13 protein-coding genes are annotated in these 12,302 nt (G+C 64.0%); 6 read left to right on the top strand and 7 right to left on the bottom strand.

From position 1 onward, the window contains the following. Positions 1-48 precede the first annotated feature (48 nt). Genes ADIAG_RS03495 through ADIAG_RS03485 form a run of 3 tightly spaced genes read left to right on the top strand, consistent with a single transcriptional unit; the run spans position 49 to position 2,105 of the window. Positions 49-741, top strand: coding sequence for a histidine phosphatase family protein (locus ADIAG_RS03495; RefSeq protein ID WP_007269924.1), 693 nt, complete (start codon positions 49-51; stop codon positions 739-741). Positions 742-765: 24 nt separating this feature from the next. Further along, the gene (locus ADIAG_RS03490; RefSeq protein WP_007269923.1) at positions 766-1,338 is read left to right on the top strand and encodes a DUF3090 domain-containing protein; all 573 of its coding nucleotides are present in this window, start codon (positions 766-768) and stop codon (positions 1,336-1,338) included. Then, positions 1,338-2,105: an SCO1664 family protein gene (locus tag ADIAG_RS03485; RefSeq protein WP_007269922.1), complete on the top strand. Its 768-nt coding sequence runs from the start codon at positions 1,338-1,340 to the stop codon at positions 2,103-2,105. The genes ADIAG_RS03490 and ADIAG_RS03485 overlap by 1 nt, the downstream gene beginning before the upstream one ends. Positions 2,106-2,437: 332 nt before the next feature. On the opposite strand, the gene ADIAG_RS03480 is transcribed toward ADIAG_RS03485, so the two are convergent. The 5 genes from ADIAG_RS03480 to ADIAG_RS03460 form a co-directional block, all read right to left on the bottom strand. Continuing rightward, positions 2,438-2,776, bottom strand: a complete 339-nt coding sequence (locus ADIAG_RS03480; protein ID WP_007269921.1) for a HepT-like ribonuclease domain-containing protein — start codon at positions 2,774-2,776, stop codon at positions 2,438-2,440. Continuing rightward, a complete protein-coding gene (locus ADIAG_RS03475; RefSeq protein WP_083873894.1) occupies positions 2,773-3,216 on the bottom strand; it encodes a helix-turn-helix domain-containing protein in 444 nt (147 codons plus the stop codon). The genes ADIAG_RS03480 and ADIAG_RS03475 overlap by 4 nt, the downstream gene beginning before the upstream one ends. A gap of 148 nt (positions 3,217-3,364) precedes the next feature. Then, on the bottom strand, positions 3,365-4,450 hold the full coding sequence (ychF, locus tag ADIAG_RS03470; protein WP_007269919.1) for a redox-regulated ATPase YchF: 1,086 nt from the start codon (positions 4,448-4,450) through the stop codon (positions 3,365-3,367). Positions 4,451-4,786: 336 nt separating this feature from the next. Further along, complete coding sequence (locus ADIAG_RS03465) at positions 4,787-5,887, bottom strand: 4-hydroxy-3-methylbut-2-enyl diphosphate reductase (protein WP_007269918.1); 1,101 nt, start codon at positions 5,885-5,887, stop codon at positions 4,787-4,789. Positions 5,888-5,940: 53 nt separating this feature from the next. Next, entirely contained in the window at positions 5,941-6,876 is a 936-nt protein-coding gene (locus ADIAG_RS03460; RefSeq protein ID WP_007269917.1) for a hypothetical protein, read from the bottom strand. Between the two features lie 199 nt (positions 6,877-7,075). Between ADIAG_RS03460 and xseA the strand changes: the two genes are divergently transcribed. The 3 genes from xseA to ADIAG_RS03445 all read left to right on the top strand — a co-directional run bounded on the left by xseA (position 7,076) and on the right by ADIAG_RS03445 (position 9,872). Further along, the gene (gene xseA, locus ADIAG_RS03455) at positions 7,076-8,347 is read left to right on the top strand and encodes an exodeoxyribonuclease VII large subunit (protein WP_007269916.1); all 1,272 of its coding nucleotides are present in this window, start codon (positions 7,076-7,078) and stop codon (positions 8,345-8,347) included. Further along, on the top strand, positions 8,344-8,565 hold the full coding sequence (locus tag ADIAG_RS03450; RefSeq protein WP_007269915.1) for an exodeoxyribonuclease VII small subunit: 222 nt from the start codon (positions 8,344-8,346) through the stop codon (positions 8,563-8,565). Before xseA ends, ADIAG_RS03450 begins: the two co-directional genes overlap by 4 nt. 311 nt (positions 8,566-8,876) lie before the next feature. Continuing rightward, the gene (locus tag ADIAG_RS03445; RefSeq protein WP_007269914.1) at positions 8,877-9,872 is read left to right on the top strand and encodes an arsenic resistance protein; all 996 of its coding nucleotides are present in this window, start codon (positions 8,877-8,879) and stop codon (positions 9,870-9,872) included. 50 nt (positions 9,873-9,922) lie between these two features. Here ADIAG_RS03445 and ADIAG_RS03440 read toward each other — a convergent pair whose 3' ends face one another. Further along, positions 9,923-10,795 (bottom strand): PPK2 family polyphosphate kinase, encoded by an 873-nt coding sequence (locus ADIAG_RS03440; RefSeq protein WP_152426036.1) that lies wholly within the window; start codon positions 10,793-10,795, stop codon positions 9,923-9,925. 199 nt (positions 10,796-10,994) lie between these two features. Further along, on the bottom strand, positions 10,995-12,224 hold the full coding sequence (locus ADIAG_RS03435; RefSeq protein ID WP_007269912.1) for a pyridoxal phosphate-dependent aminotransferase: 1,230 nt from the start codon (positions 12,222-12,224) through the stop codon (positions 10,995-10,997). Positions 12,225-12,302 lie beyond the last annotated feature (78 nt).

Raw genomic sequence — 12,302 nt, 5'->3', positions numbered from 1 at the left:
TCGGCTTCTGGGCTGGGTTCATTGAGGGCGGGTGGTTAGGCTGGGTGCATGGCAACAGTTATTCTCGTGCGGCACGGCCGCTCCACAGCTAATGCCACGGGGCTGTTGGCCGGTCGGGCTGTCGGCGTCAGTCTGGATACGATCGGGCGGGACCAGGCGGCTCTGACCGGAGAACGGCTCGCGCCCGTGCCTTTGGTCGGAGTGGTGTCGAGCCCTCTTGAGCGTTGTCAGCAGACCGCTCAGTTCATCCTCGATCGTCAGGCTGGCTCGCCGTACGCTCCCGTTGACCTCGATCTCACCGAGTGCGATTACGGCCAGTGGCAGGGCCGCATGCTCAGCGATCTCATGACCGAGGAACTGTGGCCGGTTGTCCAGTCGCAACCATCCGCCGTCGTCTTTCCGGGCGGTGAATCCCTGGCCGCAATGCAGGCTAGGTCCGTGGCAGCAATTCGACGCCACGATTCAGCATTCGAATCCGAGCACGGGCCAGGGGCCGTGTGGGCGGCAGTGAGTCACGGTGACATCATCAAGTCAATTCTCGCTGACGCGCTCGGCATGCACCTTGACCTGTTCCAGCGAATTAACGTGGGCCCCGCTTCCATATCGATTGTGCGCTACGGTGCTGGTCGGCCAAGTGTCTACGCGACCAACACCGATGCCGGTGATCTGTCGTGGTTGTCGAACGGCATCCATTCTGGCGACGCCCCGGTGGGTGGCGGCGCGGGTCTAAAGGCGCCGTGAAGCTCATGAGCCTAGAATACTGACATGCGTACACAAGTTCACGAGTTTTCCTGGCCTGATCGGGTCGTCATTGGCGTCATAGGCCTTCCGGGGTCGCGCACGTTCTACCTGCAGGTGCGCGAAGGCAAGCAAATCGTGAGTATTGCCATGGAGAAGCAGCAGTCGGCTCTGCTCGCGGAGAAGATCGACGAAATTCTCGACCAGCTCATCACCGTCGAAGGCAACCCCTTCAGCATTCCCATGGGCACTCCGGTTGAACTCGTCGACAATGATCCGCTCGAGGCCGTCCAAGAGCAGTTTCGCACCGGGGCCATGAGCTTGGGGTGGGACCCCACCACGGCCCAAATCGTCATTGAGGCGCACCCGATCACCGATGACGACTCCGAAGATGATGATGATGATGATGACGACGACGAATCGCTTCATGAGGACGGGGCTAACGAGACCGAAATGCTGCGCGTGCGAATGCCCGTCGGCACCGCCCGCGCATTCGCCAAGCGCACCCGCGAGATCGTGGGTGCCGGGCGTCCGGCATGCCCCCTCTGCGGTTACCCCGTAGACGCTGACGGACACATCTGCACCCTTCCCGAGGCCTAATGGCAACGCCGGACCTTTTAACCGACGAGCTGACTCTCACCGGCCGCATCACGACGGCTTCAAACGCCACATTTCTTGGCAACATCGGTGACGTGGAGGTTGTCTATAAACCGATAGCCGGCGAAAGTCCGCTCTGGGATTTCCCCCACGGCAAACTGGCCCACCGCGAGGTGGCTGCCTACCTGGTCTCACAGACCCTCGGCTGGGGCATCGTGCCCCAGACCTGGCTGCGCGATGGTCCGCTGGGCGAAGGCATGGTGCAGCTTTGGCAAGAGCAAGATCCAGCCCAAAAACCCGTGAACCTGATCGCGGCGGACCAGATGCCGGAAACGGGTTGGAAACACGTTCTTCAGGGACAAGATCAGGACGGACGGATTCTCGCGCTCGTTCACGAAGACTCGCCAGCACTCAGACACATGGCAGTGTTCGATGACATCGTCAACAACGCCGACCGCAAAGGCGACCACATCCTAGCTATGGCTGACGGGCACCGACACGGGGTGGACCACGGGCTCACCTTTCACCAGGATCACAAGCTGCGCACGGTGCTGTGGGGATGGCGTGGAGACGCACTAACCGAGGACGAAGAGAACGGCATAGATCGTGTCAGCGAGGGGTTGCATGGTGAGTTGGGCCGAGCCCTGGAAAGCTTGCTCGACGCAGACGAAATCGTATCGCTAGCTGCGCGGTGCGCGCGGTTACGCTCGGCCGGGCAGTTTCCGGCTCCGAGCGGTGACATGCCTGCGGTGCCCTGGCCGCTGTTCTAAAAGAATTCCAGCTACTGGCATCGCCGTCCGTGACATACTAATTCGGCCTCTGCAGACGCGTCAGCGGCGGGTACCGAACTTCAAGAAAGATCGTTGCCTGAAGTTCTTTGGCGGACTTTGATTGCGGCCACGAGTTTGAGCACTGGATCGATACGCAGAAAAAGTGCTGGCTCCCTGGAGGTGGCAACCGCGCGAAAAAGCGATGGCCGCCAAGAACAGGTGTTCTTGGCGGCCATCGCAAAAGTTTCTTGGAGGTCAGGACCTACACGTTGAAGCGGGAATCCACCGAGTTCCGGTACGTAGCAACCTTTCCTTCGAATGGCCTAGCGGCTTCACTCTGCTGAGAGCGACTGGATGTATCCACTGATCACCGGCAGGTCGACGATCAGCGTATCCCAGAGCGCACCATAGTCGGTGCCCTCACAATGATGCGCCAGGCGGTCCCGCATCCGCTTGATCAAGGACCACGGAACTTCGGGATGCCGGGCGGTCGTGGCGTCGCTCAGCCGAGCCACATTCTCACCAATCTTGATGATCAGCGACTCTGCCGCGAGACCCGGAACGTTGTCAGGGTCCCCGAGGTACCACTCGTCACCGCGTGCCACCAGATTTGCTCCGACACCGCACAACCGGACGATCTCCGTGAGAGCCGCATCATCACGCATGTTCATACTGGGAGCGCCGTCGCCAAGATCTCATGACCGGCACTCAAGCCGCCGTCGGTCACCACATCGACCTCGACTCCGAGCAAATCGCTCGCGTCAGCAGCGAACGCCGCGATCGTGAGCAACCCGGTGCCGGGCGATCGGGTGACCAAGATGTCCAGATCACTACCAGGGCCATCTGTACCGCGGGCCGCCGAGCCAAATACGCGGACGTTGTCGAAGCCATACCGGCCAGCAAGGCTCACAAGTTCGGCACGGCGCGCAACGAGCGCATCACGAGGCAATGGCCGCGCGGCCATCCGCAGGCGTTCAAGCATCATGGCTGAGACGCTGCGCCGCCCAGCTTCATAGGAGGCAATATTCGGCTGAGCAACCCCGGACCGCCGGGCGAGCTCTGCTTGGCTCAAGCCGGCAGCCTCTCGAAGCGATCGAACTGGATTCACCATGGTCCAATTATATCGCGTGATATCAATCTAGGGACAGCCACCATATTTCGAGAGTGTCTGGGGCGACCGCCAGCAAAGGCGGCAGCATCACCAGAGACACCAGAAAACGCTCCTCGGACAGAGATCCGAAGAGCGTTTTCTAGGCGCTTTACACGTTGAAGCGGAACTCCACGACGTCGCCGTCCTTCATGATGTATTCCTTGCCCTCAATGCGGGCCTTGCCGGCAGCCTTGGCCGCAGCGACCGAACCGGCCTCGACCAATTCGTCGAAGCCGAAGACCTCGGCCTTGATGAAGCCGCGCTGGAAGTCGGTGTGGATGACTCCGGCAGCCTCGGGAGCGGTGGCTCCCTTGGGAACGGTCCAGGCGCGTGTTTCCTTCGGGCCTGCGGTCAGGTAGGTCTGCAGGCCAAGGGTGTCGAAGCCGACGCGTGCCAGCTTGCCCAGCCCGGACTCGACGATGCCCGCATCTTCCATCATCTCGGCTGCTTCGTCTTCTTCCAGCTCGGCTAGCTCGGACTCGAACTGCGCGTCCAGGAAGATGGCTTCGGCCGGGGCGACAAGGGCGGAGAGTTCCTCCTGCATGGCGGTGTTCGCCAGGCCCTCTTCGTCGGTGTTGAAGACGTAGATGAACGGCTTGGTGGTCATCAGCTGCAGCGGACCCAGCTCATCGATGTCGATTCCCGCGGCCTTGCCTGCGGCGTAGAGCGTCTTGCCCTCTTCCAGTACCTTCTGCGCTGCCTTGACCGTCTCGAGGAAAGAGGCCTCGATCTTTTTGGCGCGCAGTTCCTTTTCGAGGCGGGGCAGCTGGTTCTCGATGGTCTGCATATCCGCGAGGATCAGCTCGGTGGCGATCGTCTCGATATCCGAGGCAGGGTCCACCTTGCCATCGACGTGGATCACGTCGGGGTCAGAGAACGCGCGCGTCACCTGGCAGATCGCTTCGGCTTCGCGGATGTTGGCCAGGAACTTATTTCCCAGTCCTTCACCTTCCGAGGCGCCCTTGACGATGCCGGCGATGTCCACGAAGGACACCGTCGCCGGCAGGATGCGCTCGGAGCCGAAGATCGACGCGAGCACCTTCAGGCGTGCATCCGGCAGCGGTACGACACCCACATTGGGTTCGATGGTCGCGAAAGGATAGTTGGCCGCGAGTACCTGCGCGCGGGTAAGTGCATTGAACATGGTTGACTTGCCGACATTGGGCAGTCCGACGATTCCGATTGTAAGTGCCACGGGAGTAGAGTCTACCGCTCAAAACCCACCCGTGGTGCGGGCAGGGCCTGTGATGTGTATTCCAGGTACCGCTTCACGGCTTTTTGCACGCCGGTGAGCGGGATCATTCCGGGTGCTGCCACGCGGGGTCGGGCCGATCGGATCACGGTGGCCAGCGCGCGCGCCGCAGCGGTGGCGGCCCCCAATGCTTGGCCCGATCCCGTGGCGCCGCAATGGAGCTCCAAGGCTCACGGCACGTCGGTGGTTAAACACCGGTGGCGTGGCGGAAACCCCGTGGGGTCCGCCACGCCACCGGCGAAGCACTCGGCACTCCACCTATGTGGGGTGCGCGAAGAGTCAGCTGCTGATGTCTGACTTGGTGATGCGACCGCCAGGTCCGCGGGAATCATCGCCGGCTTCCTTGAGCTTCGCGCGGATTTCCTTGGGCAGCGAGAAGAGGATGTCTTCCTGGGCAGTGGTGACTTCCTCGACGCTGCCGTAGCCGTAGTCGGCCAGCAGTGCCAGCACGTCGCGGACCAACACCTCGGGAACCGAGGCGCCGGAGGTCACCCCGACGGTCGCCACGCCCTCGAACCAGGCCTCATCAACCTCCGAGGCGTAGTCCACACGGTAGGCGGCCTTCGCCCCGTATTCCAGGGCTACCTCCACCAGACGCACCGAGTTCGAGGAGTTCGCCGAACCAACGACGATGACCAGGTCACTCTTCGGGGAGATGGCCTTGATCGCGTCTTGGCGGTTGGTCGTGGCGTAGCAGATGTCATCGCTGGGCGGATCTTGCAACTTGGGGAAGCGGGCGCGCAGGCGGCGGACCGTCTCCATGGTCTCGTCCACACTCAGGGTGGTCTGCGAGAGCCAGATGAGCTTGTCGGGGTTGGAGACCTCGATGATGTCTGCCTCATCGGGGTTGTTCACGATCTGCGTGTGATCCGGCGCCTCGCCGAAGGTCCCCTCAACCTCTTCGTGGCCTTCGTGCCCGATCAGCAGGATCTCGTAGTCTTCACGGGCGAAACGCACCGCTTCCTTGTGAACCTTGGTCACCAGCGGGCAGGTGGCATCGATGGTGCGCAGATTGCGGTCCGCGGCCGAGGCGACGACCGCCGGGGAGACACCGTGGGCGGAGAAGACCACCAGTGCGCCCTCGGGCACCTCGTCGTTTTCCTCCACGAAGATCGCGCCGCGCGCCTCGAGAGTGGAGACCACATGGAGATTGTGCACGATCTGCTTGCGCACGTAGACCGGGGCACCGTAGTGCTCCAACGCTTTCTCGACGGCGATCACTGCACGATCGACGCCGGCGCAGTAGCCGCGCGGGGCGGCCAGCAGCACGTGGCGTTCGCCGGTCACGGGCGCCGCAGCGGCGATGTCGGCCGGCGAGCGACGGGCACGCGGGATCTTGGGCATCGGAAGGGAAACCTGAACGGTGGAACTGGTAGCCATGGACCCAAGTCTACTGGGGTGGGCAAAATCGGTGGACGGGTTCCGCCACCGGCCTAGGCTCCCGCGTCAGGTTCCTGACGGTCAGCCGGGGCTCGTGTGTGCCACCAGGCCCAGCCGGCGCCAAGCAGCAGCGCCGCGATGCCGCAACCAAGCAGGGTTGTGGTGACGGAACCGAATTCACCGGCCAACGATTCCAGCAGCCGATGGGTGACCAAACTCTCCAGCTCCGTGACCGAGGTTTGAGCCCCCGAAGCGCCCAGCGAGGTGAACCAGGCCCGTGCCGCAGCCCCGAGCACCAGCGCGGTGCCGCCGCCGGCGAGCATCAGCCAGGGGCGCCCGGCCCGGGTGCCAAGCAGCATCCCCGCCACGGCGGCCAGCACGGCCCCTGCCGCCAGCCATCCCCAGCCGCGAGCCACCGTCAGCCAGGAATTCAACGTACGCGTGGCCAGCTGATCTGCCTGTGGCCACCCGGTGTCCAGGAGCACCGGCGGGCCCTGGATTTCTGCTGGCAGCAGGTTGCCCAGGGCCGAGCCCTGTAGCGAAGCCAGCAGGGCGTCGTAGCCAGACCCCAGCAGCGGGGCGATGTCCAGGCGCACGGTGACCTGTTCGGCGCCCGGGCCGGCGGCGACGTCAAGCCTGGAAGTGAAGTCCGCGCGGGATGCTTCGATGGTGTCCTCCCACGCGGTGCCGAAGCCCGGCTCATCCAGCAGTGCCCCGACGCTGGTGGTCACGGCGCGGCGAAGGGGGCCCGCAGCCAATTGCGGGACGGCGCTCTGGGCCGTGATCTGCTGGGAAAGTTCCTCCCCCAGACGCTCGGGCAGCAGCTGGGCCAGCTCCGGGTCGGTGGCCAGCGGACCGAGGATGCGTTGCAGCGGGCCGGGGGTATCAACCAGGGCCGCCGCGTGGGCGCCGAGCATCGCTGCCCCGCCGCCCAGCACCGCGAGGACCACCAGCACAGCGGCAAGGGTGTTGCGGATCATTGCGTCCATGTCCCCGGTGCTCCTTCGTCTTTCGCCCGCGCGAGCTGTCCGTGCGCTCACGGATGCTCCCGCCTTGGGGCGTTTTGTCCCACGTTACTGGTAGAAATGGGTGTTGATATAGTTTCGAAACCCGGTGGCACCGTTGAACCCCCACCCCTCTTGCCCGTACGGGCAGCCGCACCAGCACCCCAGGAAGGCCCGCAGCCACGTGGAGCAAGCACAGAAAAGAAGCAGTTCGCTGCCGAGCACCGCGGCGCAGACGACGGTGGAGAACCCTTGGCCGCTGCGGGTGCTCAGCGACAAGCTGAAAATTCACATCGAGAACTCCCCCCAGGTGTGGGTGGAGGGCCAGCTGCTGGAAGCCAATATCCGCAACGGGCACGCCTATCTGGTGCTGCGCGATGTGGACGCCGACCAATCGTTTTCCGTCACGGTCTGGGCCTCGGTGATGCGCTCGCTGGATACCGCACCGGAGGTCGGCTCGCGGGTGGTGGCACGGGTGAAGCCCAGCTTCTACGCCAAGACCGGGCGGTTATCGCTCAACGCGTTTGACCTGCGCCCGGTGGGCCTGGGCGATCTGCTGGCCCGGCTGGAAAAGCTCCGCCGTGCGCTCTTCGACGAGGGGCTCTTCGACCCGGCGCGCAAACAACCACTTCCCCTGCTGCCCGGGCGCATCGGACTGATCACCGGGCGGGACTCGGATGCGGAAAAGGACGTGATCCGCAATGCGTCGCTGCGCTGGCCGGCGGTGGCCTTCGACATCCGCAACACCGCGGTGCAAGGGGTTAATGCCGTCGCCGAGGTCATCGCCGCGCTGCGCGAGCTTGATGCAAATGACGAGGTCGAGGTGATCATCATTGCCCGCGGCGGTGGTGCGCTGGAGGACCTGCTGCCGTTTAGCTCCGAGGAGCTGGTGCGCGCGGTATCGGCCTGCACCACCCCGGTGATCTCGGCGATCGGCCACGAGGCTGACCGCCCGATCCTCGACGACGTCGCCGATGTGCGTGCTTCCACCCCCACAGATGCGGCCAAGCGTGTGGTCCCCGACCTCGCCGATGAACTGGCGAATCTGGCCCAGGCACGGAACCGGTTGGACCGCGCGGTGCGGGCCAACGTGGAACGCGAGAGACAGCGCATCGCCTCGGTGCGTGCCCGCCCGGTGCTGGCGTTCCCGCAGACTATGGTCCAGGCGCGCCGCGAGGACGTTGTGCGCCTGGGCCAACGCAGCACCTTGGCGATGCGCGGATCCTTGGTCCGCGGACACGACTCGATCGCGCATCTGCGGGCCCAGGTCCGCGCGCTCTCCCCGCAGCAGACCCTGGACCGCGGCTACTCGGTCATCCAGCACGCCGACGGTTCAATCATTCGTTCCGCCGACGAGGCACCGGTCGGCAGCTTGTTGGCCGTGCGGCTGGCCCACGGCCGGCTCGATGCCACCGTCACCTCCAGCCATACCCCGGAAGAAGGAACCACCCCATGAACACCGAAGCAGCAAACACCGACATTGCGCAGTTGAGCTACGAGCAGGCCCGTGAGGAACTGGTGGCGGTGGTCGCTCAGCTTGAGGCCGGGGCCGCAACCCTGGAGCAGTCCCTGGCGCTGTGGGAGCGTGGCGAGTCGCTTGCCGCCCGCTGCGAGGCCTGGCTGCAGGGTGCCACGGCGCGGCTTGATGCCGCACGCGGGCCCGAGGAGCAGTAGCTGCCAGAAAGGCACCACCGCTTCCGGTGGCGTACAGATTGTTAGTGCTCTCTCCCATGGACCCGTGCAGGGCCCTTGGCCCCGCGCAAGGCCCTGGCGCGACTGCGTGGCGGATTCATTTCTCTCGAGGACACTCTGCGTTTCTTCGGGGCGGCCAGGGGAAGCGTTGGCTCATTCCTTCGGTGATTGCCGCATGTGCCGGTGATGGCCCACAGGATCGCGCCAACGGTTGTTGTCCGGCTGCCCGATGGCTCGTCCCGCCTCCAGCAGGTCCGCGAGCAATTGCGGGCTGCCCGATGCGCTGACCTAGCATGGGCAGGGTGAAACCCCAGAACCTCATGGCACGGATGGAACACCATCAGATCGGTCTGTACCTCGTGGCGATCCTGTTCGGTGGGATCCTCGGATTCTTGGCCCCGGGTTCCGCTGGAGCACTGGAACACTCGATCAATCCGGTGCTGGGCCTGTTGCTTTTCGCCACGTTCCTGGGTATTCCTTTTGCCTCCATCGGCACTGCCGCCAAGGACCTGAAGTTCATGGGCACCATCCTGGTGCTGAACTTCGTGGTTGTTCCCTTAGTGGTTTTTGGCCTGACGCGATTCATCGCCGGGGATCAGGCCCTGCTCCTGGGCGTCCTGCTGGTGCTACTGACCCCGTGCATCGACTATGTGATTGTGTTCACCGGGCTGGCAGGTGGGGCCAGTGAGCGATTATTGGCCGCAGCACCGGTGCTGATGCTGCTGCAGATGCTGCTGCTGCCCGTGTATTTGTTGCTTTTCATCGGCCCCGAGGTGGTCTCGGCCATCGACCCTGAACCTTTTATCCGGGCCTTGGTGGTGCTGATCCTCATTCCGCTGGCCGCGGCGGCACTGACGCAGGCATTGGCGCGCAAGGCAGCGGCGGGCCGGGGCCTCATGGCTCTCATGCAGGGGTTGATGGTTCCGCTGATGATGGCGACCCTGGCGGTGGTGGTTGGTTCGCAGATCAGCGGTGTCGCTCGGGAGCTGGGCTCGCTGCTGGTGCTGGTGCCGATCTATGCCGCGTTCCTGCTGGTGATGGTGCCGTTGGGGATGTTGGTGGCCAAACCTGCACGCTTGGACGTCGCGGCAACGCGTGCAGCGGTGTTCAGCGGCGCCACCCGCAATTCATTGGTGGTGCTTCCACTGGCGCTGGCGCTGCCCGAACCGTTGGCCCTTGCCGCGCTGGTCGTTCTCACCCAGACACTGATCGAACTCATCGGTATGGTCCTCTTCGTCAGGTTCCTGCCCCGGATCATTCGCACCCCTCCCCTGCCCGAAGCGGCCTGAGACCGCTGGTTCCTGGCTTCAGGGGATCAGGGGGATCACGATGAGGTGGCTCAGGAGGCGGCCAGACGTCGTTGTTGCTCTTCGATATCAAAGTCCGCCGCCGGCCACTGCGGGTCGATGTCCTTCAGCGCCTGGGCCAGCAGGGTCGCCACGGCCAGCCGGGCATACCACTTGCGGTCGGCGGGGATGATGAACCACGGAGCGGCAGGGGTGTGGGTGCGCCGGATCGCGGTTTCGTAGGCCTCCATGTAGCCGTCCCAGACTTCGCGCTCGTCGATGTCGGACGGGTTGAACTTCCAGTACTTGTCTTCGCGCTGAAGACGTTCGGCCAGGCGATCGCGCTGCTCCTCGTTGGAGATATGCAGCATCACCTTGATGACGGTGGTGTGCTTTTCCGCCAGGGACGCCTCGAAGTCGTTGATCGCCGAATAGCGGCGCTCGATCTCCTGCGGATCCGAGAGGCCCCGCACCTTGTGGATCAGCACGTCCTCGTAGTGTGAGCGGTCGAAGACCCCGATGTAGCCGGCGCCTGGCAGCTGCTTGGTGATCCGCCAGAGGAAGTCGCGCTTGGCCTCGGCCGCGGTGGGGGCCTTGAAAGCGTGGTGGGTGACGCCCTGGGGGTCCACGGCACCGATGACGTGGCGCACGATGCCGCCCTTGCCCGAGGTGTCCATGCCCTGCAAGACCAGCAGGATCTTGTGTTTAGCCCCGAAACGCGATGCGGCAAAAAAGCGTTCCTGTAGTTCGCTCAGCTCCAGCCCCACGGCAGCAAGGTCCCGTACACCGGATTTCTTGTCGCCCACGTAACCGGGGGTCGATGAGGGGTCAATCTCCGCCAAGTTGAACTCCCCGGAGGCAGCCAGCACCTGCTGTGCCACCTCGCCAAAGGGTTTTGCGGGCTTGGCTTGGTGTTTCTTGCTCATGGTTGCAACTTTCCACTCGTCCGCCTGGTGTTTGCCAGCGTACGGCATGGGCCTTGACCTTGGGGGTTCCCGCGCCCACTTCCTGGCACAAAAATGGGCGCGTCCGCCCTCCCGATCCCGTGGTTGTTCGGGGATCTTAGGGGGCAGACGCGCCCGCTGCCGCGCTGCTGCGCGTCAGCATGATTCTTGGGCGCCGGAACTACACGTTGATCTTGCCCTCGCGCAGGTCCTCGAGGAACTCGGCAATGCGGCCGATGGCGTCCTCGAGATCGCGCACCGCAGGGAGGGTCACCAGACGGAAGTGGTCCGGGGCGACCCAGTTGAACGCGGTGCCCTGGGTGATGAGCATCTTCTGCGCCTTGAGCAGTTCCAGGGCGAAGGCGGCATCGTCATGGATCGGATAGACCTCGCGGTCAAGCTTCGGGAACAGGTACATGGCGCCCTTGGCCTGCTGTACGGAGACCCCGGGGATCTCGTTAAGCATCTTGTAGGCGATGTCGCGCTGCTCTTTGAGCCGGCCGCCGGGCAGGATCAGGTCGTTGATCGACTGGTAGCCGCCCAAGGCCGTCTGGATCGCGTGCTGGCCGGGCACGTTGGCGCACAGGCGCATGTTGGTGAGCAGGTTGATGCCCTCGATGTAGTCGTGAGCCAGGTGCTTGGGCCCGGAGATGGCCATCCAGCCGGCGCGGAAGCCGCAGACCCGGTAGGCCTTGGAGAGCCCGGAGAAGGTCAGCACCAACACATCGTCGGCCAATGACGCGGTGTTGATGTGTACCGCGTCGTCGTAGAGGATCTTCTCGTAGATCTCATCGGAGAACACGATCAGTTGGTGCTTGCGGGCCAGCTCCAGGATCCCCTCGAGGGTTTCCTTGGGGTACACCGCGCCGGTGGGGTTGTTGGGGTTGATGATCACGATGCCCTTGGTGCGGGCGGTGATCTTCGCTTCCATGTCTTCAAGATCCGGCAGCCAGCCCTCTTCCTCGGTGTTGAGGTAGTGCACCGGGGTGCCGCCGGTCAGCGAGACCGAGGCGGTCCACAGCGGGTAGTCGGGGGCCGGGATCAGCACCTCGTCGCCGTTGTTCAGCAGCGCGTTCAGCGACAGGGTGATCAGCTCGGAGACTCCGTTGCCCAGGTAGACATCGTCAACGCCGATGGTTTGGATGCCGCGGGTCTGGTAGTACTGCGAGACCGCGGTGCGCGCGGAGAAGATCCCGCGGGAGTCCGAGTAACCCTGCGCGTGGGGCAGGTTGCGCATCATGTCCACGAGGATCGCGTCGGGAGCCTCGAAACCGAAGGGCGCCGGGTTGCCGATGTTCAGCTTCAGGATGCGCTGGCCCTCGGCCTCCATCCGCTGGGCGTGCTCCAACAGCGGCCCGCGAATGTCGTAAAGCACGTTGTGGAGTTTCGTGGACTGCTTAAAATCTGGCATGAGACTACTTTCTCATTCGGGGTAACGGGCGGGCGACCAATGTGAGCAAGACAACTCGGGACCATATGCGGGGTATGA

Origin of the sequence: Paeniglutamicibacter gangotriensis Lz1y (genome assembly GCF_000348945.1) — a bacterium.
Classification (GTDB): Bacteria; Actinomycetota; Actinomycetes; order Actinomycetales; family Micrococcaceae; genus Paeniglutamicibacter; species Paeniglutamicibacter gangotriensis.
Note: the sequence above shows the minus strand (reverse complement) of the source record. Positions and strands in the feature narration are given on the sequence as shown.

Coding starts and splice junctions, on each gene's coding strand:
- ADIAG_RS03440 (WP_152426036.1), bottom strand. CDS start 10,795: ATGAGCAAGAAACACCAAGCCAAGCCCGCAAAACCCTTTGGCGAGGTG.
- ADIAG_RS03445 (WP_007269914.1), top strand. CDS start 8,877: ATGGGCAGGGTGAAACCCCAGAACCTCATGGCACGGATGGAACACCAT.
- ADIAG_RS03480 (WP_007269921.1), bottom strand. CDS start 2,776: ATGAACATGCGTGATGATGCGGCTCTCACGGAGATCGTCCGGTTGTGC.
- ADIAG_RS03460 (WP_007269917.1), bottom strand. CDS start 6,876: ATGGACGCAATGATCCGCAACACCCTTGCCGCTGTGCTGGTGGTCCTC.
- ADIAG_RS03495 (WP_007269924.1), top strand. CDS start 49: ATGGCAACAGTTATTCTCGTGCGGCACGGCCGCTCCACAGCTAATGCC.
- ADIAG_RS03435 (WP_007269912.1), bottom strand. CDS start 12,224: ATGCCAGATTTTAAGCAGTCCACGAAACTCCACAACGTGCTTTACGAC.
- ADIAG_RS03450 (WP_007269915.1), top strand. CDS start 8,344: ATGAACACCGAAGCAGCAAACACCGACATTGCGCAGTTGAGCTACGAG.
- ADIAG_RS03465 (WP_007269918.1), bottom strand. CDS start 5,887: ATGGCTACCAGTTCCACCGTTCAGGTTTCCCTTCCGATGCCCAAGATC.
- ADIAG_RS03475 (WP_083873894.1), bottom strand. CDS start 3,216: ATGGTGAATCCAGTTCGATCGCTTCGAGAGGCTGCCGGCTTGAGCCAA.
- ADIAG_RS03490 (WP_007269923.1), top strand. CDS start 766: ATGCGTACACAAGTTCACGAGTTTTCCTGGCCTGATCGGGTCGTCATT.
- ADIAG_RS03485 (WP_007269922.1), top strand. CDS start 1,338: ATGGCAACGCCGGACCTTTTAACCGACGAGCTGACTCTCACCGGCCGC.